The 18,724-nt window shown below is 73.0% G+C and carries 13 protein-coding genes; 7 read left to right on the forward strand and 6 right to left on the reverse strand.

Annotation, left to right across the window (positions count from 1 at the left end; genetic code table 11):
• Window positions 1–258: 258 nt before the first annotated feature.
• The 4 genes from MTQ01_RS11810 to MTQ01_RS11825 form a co-directional block, all read right to left on the reverse strand.
• Window positions 259–1,185: a diiron oxygenase gene (locus tag MTQ01_RS11810; RefSeq protein ID WP_247489453.1), complete on the reverse strand. Its 927-nt coding sequence runs from the start codon at window positions 1,183–1,185 to the stop codon at window positions 259–261.
• Between the two features lie 461 nt (window positions 1,186–1,646).
• On the reverse strand, window positions 1,647–3,305 hold the full coding sequence (locus MTQ01_RS11815) for a S9 family peptidase (RefSeq protein ID WP_247489455.1): 1,659 nt from the start codon (window positions 3,303–3,305) through the stop codon (window positions 1,647–1,649).
• 300 nt (window positions 3,306–3,605) lie between these two features.
• On the reverse strand, window positions 3,606–4,079 hold the full coding sequence (locus tag MTQ01_RS11820; protein ID WP_247489457.1) for a carboxymuconolactone decarboxylase family protein: 474 nt from the start codon (window positions 4,077–4,079) through the stop codon (window positions 3,606–3,608).
• A gap of 199 nt (window positions 4,080–4,278) precedes the next feature.
• Window positions 4,279–4,914 (reverse strand): AAA family ATPase, encoded by a 636-nt coding sequence (locus MTQ01_RS11825; RefSeq protein ID WP_247489459.1) that lies wholly within the window; start codon window positions 4,912–4,914, stop codon window positions 4,279–4,281.
• Window positions 4,915–5,124: 210 nt separating this feature from the next.
• On the opposite strand from MTQ01_RS11825, the gene MTQ01_RS11830 reads away from it, so the two are divergent.
• Window positions 5,125–6,066, forward strand: a complete 942-nt coding sequence (locus MTQ01_RS11830; RefSeq protein WP_247489461.1) for an aminoglycoside phosphotransferase family protein — start codon at window positions 5,125–5,127, stop codon at window positions 6,064–6,066.
• Between the two features lie 196 nt (window positions 6,067–6,262).
• Window positions 6,263–6,559, forward strand: a complete 297-nt coding sequence (locus MTQ01_RS11835; RefSeq protein ID WP_247489464.1) for a hypothetical protein — start codon at window positions 6,263–6,265, stop codon at window positions 6,557–6,559.
• Window positions 6,560–6,957: 398 nt separating this feature from the next.
• Here MTQ01_RS11835 and MTQ01_RS11840 read toward each other — a convergent pair whose 3' ends face one another.
• On the reverse strand, window positions 6,958–8,058 hold the full coding sequence (locus MTQ01_RS11840; RefSeq protein WP_247489466.1) for a calcium:proton antiporter: 1,101 nt from the start codon (window positions 8,056–8,058) through the stop codon (window positions 6,958–6,960).
• A 181-nt stretch (window positions 8,059–8,239) separates the two neighbouring features.
• On the opposite strand from MTQ01_RS11840, the gene MTQ01_RS11845 reads away from it, so the two are divergent.
• A complete protein-coding gene (locus MTQ01_RS11845; protein ID WP_247489468.1) occupies window positions 8,240–11,065 on the forward strand; it encodes an FAD-binding and (Fe-S)-binding domain-containing protein in 2,826 nt (941 codons plus the stop codon).
• Window positions 11,066–11,146: 81 nt separating this feature from the next.
• On the opposite strand, the gene MTQ01_RS11850 is transcribed toward MTQ01_RS11845, so the two are convergent.
• Window positions 11,147–11,611 (reverse strand): MarR family winged helix-turn-helix transcriptional regulator, encoded by a 465-nt coding sequence (locus MTQ01_RS11850; protein ID WP_247489470.1) that lies wholly within the window; start codon window positions 11,609–11,611, stop codon window positions 11,147–11,149.
• Between the two features lie 30 nt (window positions 11,612–11,641).
• Here MTQ01_RS11850 and MTQ01_RS11855 point away from each other — a divergent pair, with 30 nt between their 5' ends.
• The 4 genes from MTQ01_RS11855 (at window position 11,642) to MTQ01_RS11870 (ending at window position 18,716) form a co-directional block, all read left to right on the forward strand.
• Complete coding sequence (locus MTQ01_RS11855; RefSeq protein WP_247489472.1) at window positions 11,642–12,706, forward strand: GNAT family N-acetyltransferase; 1,065 nt, start codon at window positions 11,642–11,644, stop codon at window positions 12,704–12,706.
• 322 nt (window positions 12,707–13,028) lie between these two features.
• The gene (locus MTQ01_RS11860; protein ID WP_247489473.1) at window positions 13,029–15,224 is read left to right on the forward strand and encodes a protein kinase; all 2,196 of its coding nucleotides are present in this window, start codon (window positions 13,029–13,031) and stop codon (window positions 15,222–15,224) included.
• 199 nt (window positions 15,225–15,423) lie between these two features.
• Complete coding sequence (locus MTQ01_RS11865) at window positions 15,424–17,121, forward strand: acyclic terpene utilization AtuA family protein (protein ID WP_308294387.1); 1,698 nt, start codon at window positions 15,424–15,426, stop codon at window positions 17,119–17,121.
• Complete coding sequence (locus MTQ01_RS11870; RefSeq protein ID WP_247489475.1) at window positions 17,118–18,716, forward strand: carboxyl transferase domain-containing protein; 1,599 nt, start codon at window positions 17,118–17,120, stop codon at window positions 18,714–18,716. Before MTQ01_RS11865 ends, MTQ01_RS11870 begins: the two co-directional genes overlap by 4 nt.
• Window positions 18,717–18,724 lie beyond the last annotated feature (8 nt).

Here is an 18,724-nt window from a genome sequence, read left to right on the forward strand (position 1 = left end):
CGGGCTCGTCGGGGGTGTGCGTCGTCGGGTCGCGGGTGCGTGGGGCGGCGCCGGAGCGGGGCGCGTACGAGCACGCGGAGTGGGATGGTGCGGGCGTGCCCGTACGCGGACGGTGGGGTGCTCGCCGCAGGCCGGTCCCGGCTGCCGCGCGGGCAGCCGGGACCGCCGGGGCGGGCCGAACGAACCGGATCGGTCGGACGATCCGGCGGCGGTCGGGCGGGCAGGGTCGGTCGGTCCGGCGGGCAGGGGCGGGTGGGCTCAGATGAGATGGGCCCGCTTGTAGAACACCAGCGCCGGCTTGGTCAGGAGCCCGGCCGAGGCCAGGAACTCCATCAGGCCCGCGCAGCTGGATCGCATCATCGACTTGTGGTGCTCGTTGGCCGCCGCCTCGGAACGCGCGCGCTTCTCGTCCAGACCCGCGTTGCGGTACACGTCGCGGCTCACCATGCTGGTGACGATCACATACGCGGCGATCGAGATGACCAGCGCGCTGAACCGCCTGCGGATCGGGCCGGCGCGGCGCATCTGCCGCAGCGTCTCGTCCCTAGCGAACTTCATGTGCCGGGACTCCTCGACGACATGGATGTTGTTGATGGTGCGCACGAAGGGCACCACCCGCTCGTCGCGCATCCAGTCGCGCTGCATCACGTCGAGCACCTCCTCGGCCACCAGGATCGCCGCGTACGCGGCCTCGCCGACCGCCAACGTCTTGAATCCGCGGCCCAGTTCGATCGCGGCGCGGCGCGGGCGGTACGCCGGGGCGCCCAGCTTCGCCGCGCCGCGGGCGAACATGATCGAGTGCCGGCACTCGTCGGCGATCTCCGTCAGCGCCCACTGGAAACGGGCGTCGGTGGGGTCCTTCGCGTAGAGGTCCCGCAGGATCATCTGCTGGAGGATCATCTCGAACCAGATGCCCGTGCTGGCGACCGACGCCGCCTCCTGGCGGGTCAGCTCCTTGCGCTGGGCATCGGTCAGCTCGTCCCAGTAGGCGGTGCCGTAGAGCGTGCTCCACTCCGGGCTCGCACCGTGGAAATCCTTGTCCAGTGGGGTCTGCCAGTCGACCTCGGTGACGGGGTCGTAGGACAGCATCTCCGAGGACTCCAGCAGTCGTTGCGAGATCTGCTCGCGGCTCTCGTCGCGCGCGGGCTCGTCGTGCGTGTCCGGCCGTATGTCGATGCCTGCCATGCGGGGCTCCTCGTCGAGTTGCCTGAACTTCCTCGAGTCTGTGGGGAGTCGGTCTGTCTCCGGTGGGTTCTCGTGCCGTCGGCGGTGCCGGCGCTGCCGCGCGCCCCCGGACCGCTCCGGACGGGACCCGACGGCCGCCGTCCGACGGGGCGGGCGACGGTCGACCGATCGCTTGTTAGACGGAATGTATAACAAGGTACCCGGTGGGGCCCACCCTCATGCTGTGAAGAATCCATGCAGCCCGAACCGGCCCGTCCGCCCGTGCGGACACGCCGCCGCGCCCCGCCTCCGGCGAGGTGCCGGAAACGGGGCGCGGCGGGAGCGTCCTGCGGTGGGTGGCGTCGTACGGGGCGTACAGGGCGTGTGGGGCGGAGGTGACGTACGCGGCGGGGTGTGGGTGCGTCCCGTCTGTCCGTCGCGGGGCCTCGTGCGGCCGAGTCCCGCCTGTCGGGCCCACCGGCTCAGGGGGCGATGCCGATGCCTTCGATCTTGGACCACCGGCGCTCCTGCGCCGAGGTCATCGCGGGCCAACGGTGGCCGCCCGGGCGGGCGTTGACCCGTGAGGAGTACGGGGCGGGGCGGTAGGTCGGATCGTAGAAGCAGCCGGTGTCGTACTTCTGGTCGAAGTCCGCGCAGGAGGCCGCGAGTGAGCGGGGCGTGGGCCGCCGACCGTCGCGGACCCAACTGTCCAGCGCGGTGACGGAGTTGGCGTACTCGGCCGCGCTCAGTCCGCTGTGCTCGCTCTCCCGGGTGAAGCTCTGCACCAGGTGGTGGCCGCGGTGTGCGGCGCGCAGGGTCGACCGGTAGGCGGACTCGTTCTCCACGTAGACGGTGGGGTCGTCGATGGCGTGCAGGGTGAGGACCGGGACGTCCACCCGGCCGGTGAGGTCGCTGTCCCAGGCGAGGTCGCGGGCGGCGCTCCGGTCCGCGGAGAAGCGTTCGACACCCGCGTTCAGCGCGGCGTCGTCGTGGGAGCCCGAGTAGCGAACTCCCTTGTTGCTGAAGGGGTTTCGCCCGTCCAGCCGGTTGTTGACGAGGTCGCGGAAGGTGAAGACGGAGAAGCGCAGATGGGACGCGAGCTCATGCTCGGGCACCCCGGTGACCGCGAGGATGTCCGTCAGCTTCCGCTGCTGCTCGGCGGTGCGTTCGGCGGGCTGCGAGGAGTGGCCGGTGCATTCCTGGAGCCGCGCGTTCACCTCGCCCGTGGTCAGGTCCGAGTCGGCCGGGAGCCCCTGCCACACCGGGTACTGCGGCTCCGAGGGGCGCGGGAGGTTCTGGCAGTAGAACTGGTAAACGGCGCGCAGGTCGACGCGGAAGTCGTAGCCGCGCGAGCCGCCGGCCAGCAGCCCGTTGGTCATCAGCGCGCCGTCGTACGGCCCGGACCTCGCGCCGCCCGTACCCGGCGCCGCGTCCGCGGACCGTGAACCGCCGTACGTCTCAAGGACTTTGGCGGCCACGTTGCCGCCCCAGGACTGGCCGTGCAGATAGGTGCGCCGCGGTTCGCCGAACTGTGCGACGAACGCGCGCCGCACGTTCTCGGTGTCCGCGGCCGCCATCCTGGTGCCGTAGCCACCGCGCCGGTAGGAGGAGCCGACCCAGGCGTACCCCTCCTCGACCATCACCGACCAGCGCTCCAGGTCCTCGACGCTGCGTTCGGGGTCCGAGCCGTCGCCGAGGCCGGGGCCGCCGTGCGCGTGGACGACGAGCGAACGGTTCCACTCGTCCGGAATCGCCACGGTGTAGTACGCGCCGTTGTGGTCCCTGCCCGCGTAGCAGGTGGCCGCGGCCTTGAGCCCGTCCGGGCACTCGGCGGCCTCCGCGCTGCTTCCGCCGGCGGACGGACCGCCGGCGGGCGCGGCGGGTGTTGCGGGTGTTGCGGAGGAGAACGAGGGGGCGGCCAGCAGCGAGGCCGCCACCGTGCCGGTCAGCACCGCCGCCCACGCCGTACGCCGCCGACGGCTGCTCACGGAGGGCAGCCCGGCGCGGGCCGCGATCCGTCCGGCGGGCCCTCGCGGACGCCGGGCGCCGGAGCCTCCCCAGCGCCGTGCGCCGTCGGCTGCCGCCCCGTCCGGTGCCGCGGCGCCGTCCGGTCTGCTCGGTGTGCTGGGTCTGCGGCCCATGGCGTGCTCCTTCGCTCGGCGCCGTGTCCCTCCGGCGGAGGCCCGATGTTAGGAAGCGCGTGTGACTGGGGCCACAGGGCGAGTTCATTCTTAAGACAGAGTTGTGGTTGGTCCGCCGCCGTGCCGCGCCCCCACCGCGGGGCGCCGTCGCCGTACCGTCGCGCGGCGAGGCGCCCCGCCCGGGTGCCGGGCGCCCGGAGCCGCCCCGCTCGGAGCCGCCCCGCTCGGGTGACGGGCGCGCGGCCCGCCGCCGAGTGGGGCGTTCCGTCCGTGGAGCGTCTGCGGACCGCCCCGGGGCGGTCAGCCGAACTGGCCGGCCGTGTAGTTGCCCCCGGTGTTGCGGGTGGCCACATTGAGCCGGTTGTAGGCGTTGATGAGCGCGATCTGCGTGACCAGCGCCAGCAGTTGCTGCTCGTCGTAGTGCTTCGCGGCGTTCGCCCAGACCTCGTCCGGGACGCCGCCCGCCGCGTCGGCGATACGGGTGGCCTCCTCGGTCAGCTCCAGGGCGGCGCGCTCGGCCTCGGTGAAGACGGTGGCGTCGCGCCAGACCGCGACCAGGTGGAGCCGTACGTCCGTCTCGCCCCGGGCCGTCGCCTCCTTGGTGTGCATATCGGTGCAGAAGCCGCAGCCGTTGATCTGGCTGGCGCGGATGTTGACCAGCTCCGCGGTCGTCGCGGACAGCGCGGCGTCCACGACCTCCTTGTGCACCGCGGCGAGGTGGCCCATCGCCTTGAGCGCCTTGGGCTGGGACATCAGGTTCATACGCGGTTCCATGGGTGCTCCTCGCTCGGTTGCCGAAGGTGTTCACCACTAGGACCGATCCGCCCGGCGAAATGTGACACGAACCCTCGGCCGTGCGCCGAATCCCCCCGTTCGGGCGCGGCACAGGGCCCGGCGGCGCCCGGCCCGCGACCGTACGGGTACGGGATCGGGCGCGACGGGGTACGGGCGCGGCGGCGGGGCCGAGCCGGGGTCAGACCCGGCGGATGTGCTTGAGGCTCGTCCAGCCGCGCCGCAGCGATGCGCGCACCGGGCTCGCGGTGTCGGGTGCCAGCTCCAGCCCTGCCGCGGCGGCGAGCCGTTCCGCGACCGTCGACACGGTCAGCCCGTCGGTCCACAGCTGCTCGTGGAACTCCGGCTCCCGCAGCCGCTCGACACACAGGTCCAGCCGGTCGACCGCCCAGCTCTCCCGTTGCAGCGCCCGCTGCCTGCCGAGGACCCGGCCGAGCCCGCGTCCGCTCAGCCGGTCCAGCACCGTGCCGCGTTCGGCGAGCAGCCCGAAGTGCCGTACGTCGTGGCCCGCTTCGCGCAGCCGTCCGACCGTCTCCCGGAAGTACCGCGGCTCGTACACGGTCATCGGGGCGATGACCGGTCCCGGCCGTCCCTCCTCGCGCTGCTTGCGCAGCACCAGGTCCAGCACCTCGAAGACCCCGCTGCGCCAGGCCGGCAGGTGCTGGAAGTCCTCGCGCAGCGCGGGCGGCGTCATCCGGTGCAGGCCGTAGCCGACCTCCTCGGGGTCGCACACGACGCTGCCCGGCAGTCGCCGGTGCAACTCGTGCGCGGTCTGCGTCTTGCCGCCGCCGTACGGCCCGTTGATCCACAGGAGCATGCCCCGAGCTTAGGCAGCGGCGCCGTGTGCGGACCCGGCCGCCCGGTGCCGGGAAGGTGCAGGGCGGGTGGTGGGCCGCTGGATACGCTGCCCGGCGGAAGCGGCCGAACGGCGACGGCGCGAACGGCGCGAACGGCGCGAACGGCGCGAATGCGCGAAGGTGCGACGGCGTGATGTGGACGGGGGTGGCGGGGGATGCGGGAGCCGGTGGTGAGCGATCTGCTGCGGAGCAAGGTCGAGCGGTCGGGGCCGGCGGGCGAACGGTGGCTCACGGAGCTGGCGGGGCGCGTCCGGGAGTGCGAACGTGCCTGGGACTTCACCGCCGAGGCCGCACTGCCGGGCGGCAGCGAGGCGTACGTCGTACGGGGGCGGCGGGGAACGGGCGAGGAGGCGGTGCTCAAACTCGCCCCGCCCGGTGGGCGGTTCGCCGACGAACTGCGCACGCTCACCGCGGCGCGGGGGCGGGGGTACGTCGCGGTGCTGGCGTCCGATCCCGACGGTGGGGCCGCGCTGCTGGAGGCCCTGGGGCCCTCGCTCGACGAGCGGGCGGCAGCGTCCGGACAGCGGGAGGCCGGCCGTGCGCGGTGGGTGATCGAGGTGCTGTGCGCGACCCTGCGCCGCGCCTGGCAGCCGCCGCCCGCGGACGCCGTACCGTCCGCGGACCGGAAGGCGGCCGAACTCCTCGCGCTGATCGAGCAGTTGTGGCAGGAGCTGGACCGTCCCTGCCCGGAGCGCGTCGTGGCACGGGCACGGACGTACGCCCGTAGGCGCGCCGAGGCGTGGGACCCGGGGCGCGCCGTCGTGGTGCACGGCGACCCGCACCCGGGCAACGCCCTGGCCGTGCGCACACCGCGCAGCGGTGCGGAGCCGGGCCATGTCTTCGTCGACCCGGACGGCTTCGTCGGTGACCCCGCCTACGACCTCGGAGTCGTACTCCGGGACGGGTGCGGGGAGTTGGCGCTCGCCCCGGACCCGGTGGGAACGGTGCGCTCCCCCTGCCTGGGTGCCGCCGCGGCCACCGGCGTCGCGGCCGACGCCGTCTGGGAATGGGCGTACACGGAACGTGTCTCCACCGGTCTGTATCTGCTCGCGCTGGGCGAGGAGGAGTGGGGCCGGGGCTTCCTGCACACCGCCGAACTGTTGTCGGAGTGACGCAGCGCCCCCGCTCATGACGGACGGTGAAAGTCAACTCCCCTGTGTGCTAACGCTGTTACCTGTCGTTACGTCGCTGTTGCAACCGGCCGGGACCGGGGTGACGTCTTGGGCAGCAGTTGGGGAGGAACGCGTCGCGAAGAACTGACGCAACCTCAACTGTTTGTCGGGGAAACGAAGTTCAGGGGGAGAGACCATGCGCCGTCGTGCATCCGCACTGCTGTTGACCGCCGCGCTCGCCGGAGGGGTCGCGTTCACCGCGCCCGCCGCCCACGCCGCGCCTGCCGCGTCCACCGTGTCCGCGTCCGATTCGGCGGAGTTCGGGACCGCTTCCGTCTGCAAGGACAGGGCGAAGACGGCGAAGAAGATCGCCGCGCTCCAGGCCGAGGCCGAGAAGCTCTGGAAGCTGGGCCGCAAGGCCGAGGCCACGAAGAAGAAGGCGGAGGCCGCCAAGCTGGCCGCCGCCCTCCGGAAGTGCCCCAAGCCGATCTGATCCCGCGCACCCACCACCGTGCGCACCGACCACGCGCACCCATCGGCACGCGCACCGACCGGCGCGTGCACCCACCACCGTGCGCACCGACCAGCACGCGCATCCACCAGCGCGTGCGGTCGGCGCGCCCAGCACGACCGCGTACGGGCGCGGCCCGTTCGGGACGCCCCGCGCGGTGCGGAACGTACGCCGCGGCCACCTCGGGCGTACGCCACCCGGTACGGGGGTGCCGGGTGAGCCCGTCGGCGCAGGGGGACGCCGGCGGGTACGACGGAGCCCCGCTGTCCTGTCGGGGGTGACGGGACGGCGGGGCTCTGCCGTGGTGCGGTCGGTCCGCGGAAGTCGGCCGGCGGCCCGCGGCCTGCGGCTGGTGCGCCTGCGCCGCGATCCGACGATGGTCAGGGGCTGACGGCCAGCGCGATGTACGCGGCGAGCAGCGAGAGGTGGACGCCGCCCTGGAGCGGGGTCGAACGGCCGGGGATGACGGTCAGGATGCCGACGACGAAGGTGAGCGCCAGCAGCACCATGTGGACGCCGCCCAGGCCCAGGTGGAGCGGGCCGTCCATCCAGATCGAGGCGATGGTGACGGCCGGAATCGTCAGACCGATGCTCGCCATCGCGGAGCCGAGGCCCAGGTTGAGGCTGGTCTGCACCCGGTCCCGGCGCGCTGCCCGGGCCGCGGCGATCGACTCGGGCAGCAGGACCAGCAGGGCGATGATGATGCCGACCACGGACGCGTCCAGGCCCGCCGCGGAGACGCCGGACTCGATGGCCGGCGAGACCGCCTTGGCGAGACCGACGACGGCGATCAGCGAGACCAGCAGCAGGCCGACCGACTGCCAGGCGACCTTGGCGCTCGGCGGCTCGGCGTGCTCGTCCTCGGAGGAGATGACCTCGCCCTCGGGCGTGACGGGCAGGAAGTAGTCGCGGTGCCTGGCCGTCTGGGTGGCGATGAACAGGCCGTACAGGGCGAGCGAGGCGACCGCCGCGAAGACCAGCTGGCCGGTGGTGAAGGCCGGACCGGGCGAGCTCTCGGTGAAGGTCGGCAGCACCAGGCTCAGCCCGGCGAGCGTGGCGACGGTGGCGAACGCGGCGCCGGTGCCCTCGGGGTTGAAGACCGCGACCCGGTGGCGCAGCGCGCCGACCAGCAGACACAGGCCGACGATGCCGTTCAGGGTGATCATCACGGCCGCGAAGACCGTGTCCCGGGCGAGCGTGGCGCTCTTCTCCCCGCCGTCCATCATCAGGGTGACGATGAGCGCCACCTCGATGATCGTCACCGCGACGGCGAGCACCAGCGCGCCGTACGGCTCCCCGACCTTGTGGGCGACGACCTCGGCGTGGTGCACGGCCGCCAACACGGCACCGGCGAGCACGACGCCCGCGATGCCGATCATGACTCCGGGCAGGTCACGCCCCCAGGTGAGGACGAGCATTACGGCGGCGAGCAGCGGTACGACGACTGTCGCTGCCTGGCCTCCCTTGATCCGTGCGGTCATGAACTCATTCCCTCGTAGTCACAGCTGGCCGATGCACCAACCGCGTATTCTGCCGGTTGGCCGATTTCGTCCGGAGACCGGGCACCTGCCGAAGGGGTTACCGCGCAGTAGTGCCGGAACGGATCACACGCGCGACGCCGGATACCGCGTGCGGCCGGTGGCGAGGGTGCACGCTGTGGGGATGGATCTCGCAGCGGAGCTACGGAAGAACGTGCGCGGCGACGTGGAGTTCGATGCCGCGAGTCGCGCCCTGATGACGATGGACGCCTCCAACTACCGCCGCGTCCCCGTCGGTGTGGTCGCGCCCAGGGACGCGGAGGACGTGGCCGCGGCGCTGGCCGTCTGCCGTGCGCACGACACCCCGATCGTGGCGCGCGGCGCGGGCACCAGCATCGCCGGGCAGGCGACGGGGACCGGCGTCGTACTGGACTTCACCCGGTACATGAACCGCATCCTCTCCCTGGACCCGCACGCCGGCTCGGCCGTCGTGCAGCCCGGCGTCATCCTCGACACTCTGCGGGACGCGGCCTCCGTCCACGGCCTCACCTTCGGGCCCGACCCCTCCACCCACAGCCGCTGCACCCTCGGCGGGATGATCGGCAACAACTCCTGCGGCGCGCACTCCGTCGCGTGGGGCACCACCGCCGACAACGTCCAGCACCTCGACGTCCTCACCGCCGACGGCACCCCCGCCCGCCTCGCACCCGGCGGCGAGGGCGTGCCGGCCGCGCTGCGGGAGCCGGTCACCGCACTGGTGGCGCGCGAACTCGCCCGGCTGCGCACCGGGTTCCCGGAACTGCCGCGCCGCATCTCCGGCTACGCGCTCGACGCCCTGCTGCCCGAGAACGGCGAGAACTGGGCACGTGCGCACTGCGGCAGCGAGGGCACCCTCGCGCTGCTCACCGAGGCCCGGGTCACCCTGGTGCAGACCCCGGCCGCCCGGGTGCTCGCGGTGCTCGGCTACCCGGACGAGACCGCCGCGGCCGAGGCGGCGTCCGCACTGCTGACGCACGGGCCGCTGACCGTCGAGGGCATGGCGAACGATCTGGTCGGCCCCTCCGCCCGCGCCTCGCTGCCGCGCGGCGGCGCCTGGCTCTTCGTCGAGGTGGGCGGATCCGACGAGGGCGCCGCGCGGTCCGCCGCCGAGCAGCTGTGCACCGCCGCGGCCTCGGACGGCACGACCGACCACGCGCTGATCGTCGAACCCGCAGCCCAGCGCGCGCTGTGGCGCATCCGCGAGGACGCCTCCGGCACCGGAACCCGGCTGGCGGACGGCAGCGAGGCGTGGCCCGGCTGGGAGGACTGCGCGGTCCCGCCCGCCCGACTCGGCGCCTATCTGCGGGACTTCCGCGCGCTGCTCACCGAGTACGGGCTGCGCGGACTGCCGTACGGCCACTTCGGCGACGGCTGCATCCATGTGCGGATCGACTTCGACCTGATGAGCGATCAGGGCATCGCTGTATTCCGAAAGTTCAGCACCGAACTGGCCAAGACAGTGGTGGCGCACGGCGGTTCGCTCTCCGGCGAGCACGGCGACGGACAGGCCCGCGCCGAGCTGCTGCCCACCATGTACGGGCCCGAACTCGTGCGCGTCTTCGGTGAGTTCAAAGACCTCTGGGACCCGACGAACATGCTCAACCCGGGAATCCTCGCCCGCCCGCACCGACTGGACGAGAACCTCCGCTTCGAAGTCCTGCCCCGCACGCCGCCCGAGACCGCCTTCGCCTACCCGCACGACGGCGGCGACTTCTCGGCCGCCGTCCGCCGCTGCGTGGGCGTCGCCAAATGCCGGAACACCAGCGCGGGCGCGGGCGTCATGTGCCCCTCCTTCCGGGCCACCGGCGAGGAGCAGCACTCCACCCGCGGCCGGGCCCGACTGCTGCACGAGATGCTCGCCGGCGACGTCGTCAAGGACGGCTGGCAGTCCGACGAGGTCGACGAGGCCCTCGACCTCTGCCTGTCCTGCAAGGGCTGCCGCAGCGACTGCCCGGTCGGCGTCGACATGGCCACCTACAAGGCCGAGTTCCTGCACCAGCGCTACCGCGGACGCCTGCGTCCGGCAGCGCACTACGCGATGGGCCGGCTTCCGCTCTGGCTGCGCCTGACCGACGTCCTGCGCGCCGCACCGCTGCTCAACCTGCTCGCCCGCACCCCGCTGGCCGCCGTCGCCAAACGACTGGGCGGAATCGCACCGGAACGCGACATCCCCGAAGTCGCCGCGCGCTCCTTCGTCCGCCGGTGGCGGGGGCGCGGGGACCGCCGCGAGCACGGCGACGGACAGCGGGTCGTGCTGTGGCCGGACACCTTCACCAACCACCTCTCCCCGGAAGCCGGTGAGGCCGCGGTCGAGGTCTTCCACGACGCGGGGCTGCGGATCGCGGTGCCGCCCAAACCGGTCTGCTGCGGGCTGACGTACGTCACCACCGGTCAACTCGACCTGGCCCGCGCCACGTTGACCCACACCCTGGACGTGATGGAGCCGGCGATCCGCGCCGGGCTGCCCGTCGCCGTACTGGAGCCGCCGTGCGCCGCGGCGCTCCGCACTGACCTGCCCGAACTCCTGCCGGACGACCCGCGCGCCGCCCGACTCGCCGGCCTGGTGCGAACGTTCGCCGAGACGCTGGAGAGCTGCGCCCCCGACTGGCAGCCGCCGAGGCTGGACCGGCCCGTCGCCGGCCAGAACCACTGCCACCAGCACGCCGTGCTCGGCGACCGCGCCGACCGTGAACTGCGCGAACGCGCGGGCCTCACCGGCCAGTTGTCCGCGGGCTGCTGCGGACTGGCGGGCAACTTCGGCTTCGAGAAGGGCCATTACGAGGTCTCCGCCGCCTGCGCCGAGGACACCCTGCTGCCCGCCGTACGCGCCGCCGAACCCGGCACCGAACTCCTCGCGGACGGCTACTCCTGCCGCACCCAGCTGCAGCAGCTCGCCGGCCTCCGCAGCCGCCACCTGGCCGAGGTCCTCGCCGAAGGCCTCCACACCACCCGCGCCGAGGAACTTCCGTGAGGAAGGGGGCTGTTGACGGGGTCCGGCGCTCGGTGCGTTCGGTGCTCGGCGCTCGGGCGGGGTGACCGCGCTCGGGCGGGCCTAGCTCTCGGAGGTGAGCTTCTGTGCGATGCGGCCGAGGGTGGTGAGCTCGTCGGGGGTGAGGCGGTCGACGAAGTGCCGGCGCACGGAGGCGACGTGGGAGGGGGCGGCCTCCCGGAGGGTGTCCCGGCCGGTCGCGGTGAGGGTGAGCAGGCAGCCGCGTCCGTCGGACGGGTCGGGGTCGCGGCGGATGAGGCCGCGGGCCTCCATGCGGGAGGTGTGCCGCGACAGCCGGCTGCGCGACCAGCCCATCTTGGCCGCCTGCGCGTGCAGCGGGCTGGTGCCGTCCGGGTGCTCGGACAGGGTGCTGAGCACCTCGTAGTCCGGTTCGGAGAGGCCGAGTTCGGCCAGGTCCTGCGCGGTGCGGACCTGGACGGCGGTGACCATGCGCAGATACGCCCGCCAGTCGCGTTCCTCCTCGGACGTCAGCCAGTCGACGGGTGGAGCATCCTCGTTCGTTGACATGTAACCAAGCTACCGGTTAATTTCATTTCCATGACAATGAAACGCCTCCGTGTCCTCGTTCTGGTGTGCAGCACCCGCCCCCGGGCGCTCGGTCCGCTCGTCGGGCAGTGGCTGACCGACTCACTCGGGTCGAGCGCCGAGAGCCTGGGCGTGGACCTCGTCCCCGTCTCCCTCGGCGATCTCGACCTGCCGTTCCTCGACGAGGAGGAGCACCCCTCCACCGGCGTCCACCACCACGAACACACCCGTCGCTGGAGCCGGATCGTGGACGAGGCGGACGGCTTCGTCGTCGTGACGCCCGAGTACAACTACGGGATGCCCGCGACGCTCAAGAACGCCCTGGACTTCCTGGGGCCCGAGTGGGCCTGGAAGCCGGTGGGCTTCGTCAGCTACGGCCACACCTCGGCCGGAACCCGCGCGGTCCAGCACGCGAAGCAGGTGGTGACGACGCTGCGGTTGGTCCCGCTGGGGGCCACCGTGGCGCTGCGGATCGCGGACGCCATGCCCGGCGACCGGCTGGAGCCCGCGGCGCGCCACGCGGAAGCCGCCCGCGGTCTGTTGGTCGAACTGGCAAACCTCGCAAGGGCGTTGACGCCGATGCGGGAGCAGGCGCACGCCACCTCGGTCGAAGGGCCGCTGCCCGGTTCGTACGCGCGACGGCTCCGCCCCGACGACGCGCACGAGGTGACCGTGCTCCAGCGCTGCTGCTGGACGGAGGAGGCGATCGCCAACGACACCCTGGCGATTCCGGCGCTCCACGAGTCACCGGCCGATGTCCGCGACTGGCTGGGCGGTTGGCACACGACGGGCCTCTGGCGCCACGGCCGTCTCCTCGGCATGGTCCGCACCCGGCGCGACGGCGCCGACCTGCACGTGGGGCGGCTCGCCGTCGCCCCCGACCTGCGCGGACGAGGTGTGGGGCGCTGGCTGCTGCGCGCGGCCGAGTCGGCCGGCGGAGACTGCGCCCGCATCGTCCTGACCACCGGGGCCGCCAGCCACCGCAACCTCTCCCTCTACCGCCGCCAGGGCTACGTTCCGCTGCCCGACGTCCACGGGGACGGCGTGGTGGGCCTGGTCAAGCCCGTGGCGGCCTGACCGGCGGTCGGCTGCGGGGCGACTGCGGGGTGACTGCGCACGGGGTGCGGGCCTGCGGGCGTACGGGTGCGGGCGTACGGGTGCGGGCGATCGGGCGGAGACGTGCGGGCGGGGGTACGGGTGAAGGCGTGCGGGCCGGCGGGTGTGGGCGAGGCGGGGTGAACGGCCGGTGTGCGCCCGGGTGTTGGGCCGGGGCGTGTCGCGTGTCCGTCTTCTCGCCTCTTCCCTCCCGCATGAGGCTTTTGGCTTCATTGGACGGGTGCGATGATCTTTTCGGGGTGCGGGCACAGTGTTCCGGGCCCGGGGGCGAAGGGGGAGCACGGTGCAGGCGCTCAGGAGTGTCGATCCGCAACGGATCGGCCCGTACCGGCTGTTGGCGCGGCTCGGCGAGGGCGGGATGGGTACGGTCTACCTCGCCCAGGACGCCCGCGGGCAGCGGGTCGCGCTGAAGGCGATCCGTGCGGACGCCTCGCGGGAGGACGGTTTCCGGGCGCGGTTCGTCCGGGAGATCGAGCACGCGGGACGTGTCGACTCGCCGTGGACCGCGCGCGTCCTCGACTCGGAGCCGGGCGCGGAAGGGCGGGAGCCGTGGGTGGCCACGGAGTTCGTGCCCGGCCCCTCCCTGCAGGAACTCGTCGCGGGCCAGGGCCCGTTGCCCGTGCGCAGCGCCGCTGCCCTGGGGGCGGGGCTGGCTCGGGCGCTGGACGCGGTGCACGGGGCGGGGCTGGTGCACCGGGACCTCAAACCGTCGAACGTGATGATGGGCGTGGACGGCCCTCGGCTGGTCGACTTCGGTGTCGCGCGGCTGGTGGACGCCTCCACCACCGGAGGCCTCACACGTACGGGCGCCTCGGTCGGCTCGCCCGGCTACATGTCGCCCGAGCAGGTGCTCGGCAGGCATGTGACCTCGGCGACGGACGTGTTCTGTCTGGGCGGGGTGCTCGTCTTCGCGACCACCGGTCGGCTGCCCTTCCCGATCGACGACACCGCCAACCAGTACGCGTTGATGTTCGCGGTGGTCCAGGACGAGCCCGAACTGAGCGATGTGCCACAGGAGTTGCACACACTTATCACCGCATGTCTGGCGAAGGACGCCGCTGCCCGTCCTGAAGTCGACGCTCTCGTGGACGAGTTGGCCGAGCACGCGGCCAACGGGCCCGGGACGGGCGTCACTTCGGAGCCCTGGTTGCCCGCGCGGGCCCTGGTCGAGGTGGCGAGGATCGCGCAGTACGCGGTGACCCGGGGAGTCTGGCGCGCCGACGAGACCGTCCCCGAAGGCGCCACCGCAGCAGGCCCCGAGGGCGGCCCGGCGGACGCCGGCCCCGACCCCGCAGCGGACGCCGGCCCCGACCCCGCAGCGGCCGACGCCGGCCCCGGCTCGGGCGCCGGGCCCGGCCGTCGCGGCGCCGCGGACCCTCGAATCGCCGGCCCCCGAGCAGCGGACGACCCCCGAGCCGCCGCCTCCCGAGCGGCGGACTCCGGGGCGGCGGACGAGACCGTCGCGCCGCAACCGCCCCCGCCCACCCGGGTGGAGACCGGCGCGCCCGCCCGGCCGTCGCAGTCGCCCCCGCCGTCCCGGCCACCGTCGCGCCCGCAGCCCCGACAGACGCCGTCGGTCCCGCCCGTACCGCCCTCGCCCGTACCGCCGCAGCCGGAGCCGCCTGCCGCGCCGGTGCCGCCTGCCGCGCCGGTGCCGCCTGCCGCGCCGGTGCCGCCGGATCACGTCGTACGAGCGGGCGCCCACTACGTCGCGCCGCCCTCCGGTGTGCACCGCGCGGTGCCGGCCGGCTGGGGCGGTGCTCGGCCTGCGGTGCGCTCGCCGTACGCCTGGGCCACCGCGCTGTACTGGGTGCTCGGCCTGTACACCGCGTTGAAGTGCGGGATCGTGCTCGCCTTCGCCGGTCACTCGGGCGAGATCTCGCAGTGGAAGGAGAAGAACTGGGCCGACTGGGAGGAGATCGACGCGGTGCTGGGCAGCGTCGGCCTGCTGATGGGCCTGGACTCGCTGATGCTGTTGGTGTTCATCGCGCTGCTGATCACCTGGTTCTGGCATGTGCGGAGCAACGCGGAGGCGTTCAGGCCGGGGGAGTGCCGCTACTCGACGGGGATGGCGGTCGGCGGCTGGTTCATTCCGCTCGCCTTCTGGGTGCTTCCCTACCAGATCGCCCGCGACGTCTGGCACGCCTCGCTTCACCGGGGCCCCGACCACGAGTCGGATCTGCGCAGTTGGAGCGCCGGGCACGCGTGGCAAGGCCAGGTGCTGCTGCGCTGGTGGTGGGCGATGTACGTGGTGAGCGGCTTCGCCGGGCTCGGGCTCTACGGGGTCGCGGCGGCGATGGAGGGGGCGCCGGACCGGGAGGCCAACCTCGTCGACTTCGATCTGATGATCTCGATGGCCGACTGGGCGATCGTGCTCAACCTGCTCTGGATTCCCCTGCTGATCCTGACGATCGTGGTGGTCCGTCGGCTCACCGAGTTGCAGGGCCACCGGGCGTGGGAGCTGCGCGAGGGGCGTTGAGGCGGGGCTCCCGGTGCGGCGGCCCGGCCCCGCGCGGGCACCGCGAGAGGTCAACGGGTCGCACGGAGCGAGCGGTGCCGAACCAGGAGAACAGGCCGCGCGGAGCGGGGCGGTGTCCGTGAAACAAAAGAACAAGCACGCTTGATTGTTTCTTCTCCGGCTGTCACGCTGACCGGGCGTCCACCGAGGAGGAACCGACGTGCTGCGTATCGGCAACGCTTCCGGGTTCTACGGCGACCGCTTCGACGCGATGCGCGAGATGCTCGAAGGCGGTCCGCTCGACGTGCTGACCGGGGACTACCTGGCCGAGCTGACCATGCTCATCCTCGGCCGCGACCGGTTGAAGGACCCGGAGCGCGGCTGGGCGCGGACCTACGTCCGGCAGTTGGAAGAGACGCTGGTGCTCGCTCGCGAGCGGGACGTCAAGCTGGTCACCAACGCCGGTGGGCTCAACCCGGCCGGTCTCGCCGAGGCGGTCCGCGCGCTCGCCGAACGCCTCGGGGTGCCGGTCCGCATCGCCCGGGTCGAGGGTGACGATCTGCTCCAACGAGGCTGGGGCGAGGGCGTGTTGACCGCCAACGCCTACCTCGGCGGCGCCGGGGTGACCGCCGCGCTGCGGGCCGGTGCCGACCTCGTCGTGACCGGCCGGATCACCGACGCCGCCATGGTGACGGGCGCGGCGGCGGCCCATCACGGCTGGGAGCTGGGCGACTGGGACGAGCTGGCCGGCGCCACCGTCGCAGGCCATGTCCTGGAGTGCGGCACCCAGGCCACCGGCGGCAACTACGCGTTCTTCACCGAGCTGGACAGCGCCGAGAACCCGCTCGCGGCGCGCCGACTCGGCTTCCCGCTCGCCGAGATCCACGCGGACGGCAGCAGCGTCATCACCAAGCATCCGGGCACCGGCGGCGCCGTCACCACCGGTACGGTCACCGCCCAACTCCTCTACGAAACCGGGCCCGTTCGCTATCTCGGACCCGATGTCACCACCCGGCTGGACACCGTGCGTCTCACCGAGGACGGGCCCGACCGGGTCCGTGTCGACGGGGTGCGCGGCGAGCCGCCGCCGCCGACGCTCAAGGTCGGCCTCACCGCGCTCGGCGGCCACCGCAACGAGGTGACCTTCGTGCTGACCGGCCTGGACATCGAGGCGAAGGCGGCCTGGCTGAAATCGCAGGTGGCCGCCGAGTTGCGCGGCCGGGAGCCGGCCGAGCTGCGCTGGACTCTGGCCCGTACCGACCACCGCGACGCGGCGGTGCAGGAGGAGGCCGCGGCGCTGCTGCGGCTGGTGGTGCGGGACACCGATCCCGAGCGGGTCGGCCGTGCGGTCAGCGGCGCGGCGATCGAGCTGGCGCTCGGCAGCGTCCCGGGCTTCCACGTCACCGCGCCGCCGGGCCGGGCGAGCCCGTACGGGGTGTTCCGCAGCGCACGGGTGCCGGTCGAGGAGGTGCCGCACACGGTCGTGCTCCCGGACGGGACACGGCAGTCCGCGCCGCTGCCGCCCGTCACCGGCGAGGTGCGCGAGGCGCCGGGCGCGGCGCTGCCGGAGCCGCTGCCGGACGGCCCCTGCCGGCGTGCGCCGCTCGGCCGGGTCGTCGGCGCGCGCTCCGGCGACAAGGGCGGGGACGCCAACATCGGTCTCTGGGCGCGCGACGACGTCGGCTGGCGCTGGCTCGCCCACACGCTCACCGTCGAGCGGCTGCGCCAACTCCTGCCGGAGACGGCGCAGTTGGAGGTCGTACGCCATGTGCTGCCGAATCTGCGCGCGCTGAACTTCACCGTCGCGGGGCTGTTGGGGGAGGGCGTCGCCGCACAGGCCCGCTTCGACCCGCAGGCCAAGGCCCTCGGCGAATGGCTGCGCGCCCGTGAACTGGACATCCCGGAGGTGCTGTTGTGACCGTGCTGGCATCCGCGCTGGACCCGGCCGACCCCGAGTACGGCGCCCACCGCGAAACCATGCTCGTACGCCTCGCCGAGCTGGACGCCGAGCACGCCAAGGCGTTGGCCGGCGGCGGCGAGAAGTACGTCAAACGCCACCGGGAGCGCGGCAAGCTGCTGGTCAGGGAGCGCATCGAGCTGCTGCTCGACCCCGACACCCCCTTCCTCGAACTGTCGCCGCTGGCCGGCTGGGGCAGCGACTACACCGTCGGCGCCTCGCTGGTCACCGGTATCGGGGTGGTGGAGGGCGTCGAGTGCCTGATCACCGCCAACGACCCGACGGTGCGCGGCGGCGCCAGCAACCCGTGGACGCTGAAGAAGGCGCTGCGGGCGAACGAGATCGCGCACGCCAACAGGTTGCCGTGCATCAGCCTCGTCGAGTCCGGCGGCGCCGACCTGCCCAGCCAGAAGGAGATCTTCATCCCCGGCGGCGCGCTCTTCCGGGACCTCACCCGGCTCTCCGCCGCCGGCATCCCCACCGTCGCCGTCGTCTTCGGCAACTCCACCGCCGGCGGCGCGTACATCCCGGGGATGTCCGACCACGTGATCATGGTCAAGGAGCGCTCCAAGGTCTTCCTCGGCGGCCCGCCGCTGGTGCGGATGGCCACCGGCGAGGAGGCCGACGACGAGGAGCTCGGCGGCGCCGACATGCACGCCCGCACCTCGGGCCTGGCCGACCACTTCGCGCTGGACGAGCCGGACGCCCTGCACCGCGCCCGGCGCGTGGTCGCACGTCTGAACTGGCGCAAGGCGCACGCCGATCCGCCCGCCGCCGAACCGCCGAGGCACGACGAGGAGGAGCTGCTCGGCATCGTGCCCGGCGACCTCCGCACACCCTTCGACCCGCGCGAGGTGATCGCGCGGATCGTGGACGGCTCGGACTTCGACGAGTTCAAGGCGAGGTACGGATCGTCCCTGGTCACCGGGTGGGCGCAGCTGCACGGCTATCCGATCGGCATCCTCGCCAACGCCCGCGGTGTGCTCTTCAGCGAGGAGTCGCAGAAGGCCACCCAGTTCATCCAACTGGCCAACCAGCGCGACATCCCGCTGCTCTTTCTGCACAACACCACCGGCTACATGGTCGGCACCGAGTACGAGCAGGGCGGCATCATCAAACACGGCTCGATGATGATCAACGCCGTCTCCAACTCCCGGGTGCCCCACCTGTCGGTCCTGATGGGCGCCTCCTACGGCGCGGGCCACTACGGCATGTGCGGCCGGGCCTACGACCCCCGCTTCCTCTTCGCCTGGCCGAGCGCCAAGTCCGCGGTGATGGGCCCCCAGCAGCTCGCCGGGGTGCTGTCGATCGTGATGCGCGAGTCGGCCGCCGCCAAGGGGAAGCCGTACGACGAGGAGGCCGACGCCGGGCTGCGGGCGATGGTCGAACAGCAGATCGAGTCCGAGTCGCTGCCGCACTTCCTCTCCGGCCGGCTCTACGACGACGGGGTCATCGACCCGCGCGACACCAGGACCGTACTCGGCATCTGCCTCTCCGCGATCCACACCGCCGAAGTGCGCGGTGTGCGGGGCGGTTTCGGCGTCTTCCGGATGTGAGGGGCAGC

The sequence above is a fragment of the Streptomyces sp. XM4193 genome (assembly GCF_023072595.1).
Taxonomy (GTDB): domain Bacteria; phylum Actinomycetota; class Actinomycetes; order Streptomycetales; family Streptomycetaceae; genus Streptomyces.

What these genes read in the sequence shown, in the direction of transcription:
- MTQ01_RS11810 (WP_247489453.1), bottom strand. Translation starts at nt 1,185, where the DNA reads ATGGCAGGCATCGACATACGGCCGGACACGCACGACGAGCCCGCGCGC.
- MTQ01_RS11815 (WP_247489455.1), bottom strand. Translation starts at nt 3,305, where the DNA reads ATGGGCCGCAGACCCAGCACACCGAGCAGACCGGACGGCGCCGCGGCA.
- MTQ01_RS11820 (WP_247489457.1), bottom strand. Translation starts at nt 4,079, where the DNA reads ATGGAACCGCGTATGAACCTGATGTCCCAGCCCAAGGCGCTCAAGGCG.
- MTQ01_RS11825 (WP_247489459.1), bottom strand. Translation starts at nt 4,914, where the DNA reads ATGCTCCTGTGGATCAACGGGCCGTACGGCGGCGGCAAGACGCAGACC.
- MTQ01_RS11835 (WP_247489464.1), top strand. Translation starts at nt 6,263, where the DNA reads ATGCGCCGTCGTGCATCCGCACTGCTGTTGACCGCCGCGCTCGCCGGA.
- MTQ01_RS11840 (WP_247489466.1), bottom strand. Translation starts at nt 8,058, where the DNA reads ATGACCGCACGGATCAAGGGAGGCCAGGCAGCGACAGTCGTCGTACCG.
- MTQ01_RS11845 (WP_247489468.1), top strand. Translation starts at nt 8,240, where the DNA reads ATGGATCTCGCAGCGGAGCTACGGAAGAACGTGCGCGGCGACGTGGAG.
- MTQ01_RS11850 (WP_247489470.1), bottom strand. Translation starts at nt 11,611, where the DNA reads ATGTCAACGAACGAGGATGCTCCACCCGTCGACTGGCTGACGTCCGAG.
- MTQ01_RS11855 (WP_247489472.1), top strand. Translation starts at nt 11,642, where the DNA reads ATGACAATGAAACGCCTCCGTGTCCTCGTTCTGGTGTGCAGCACCCGC.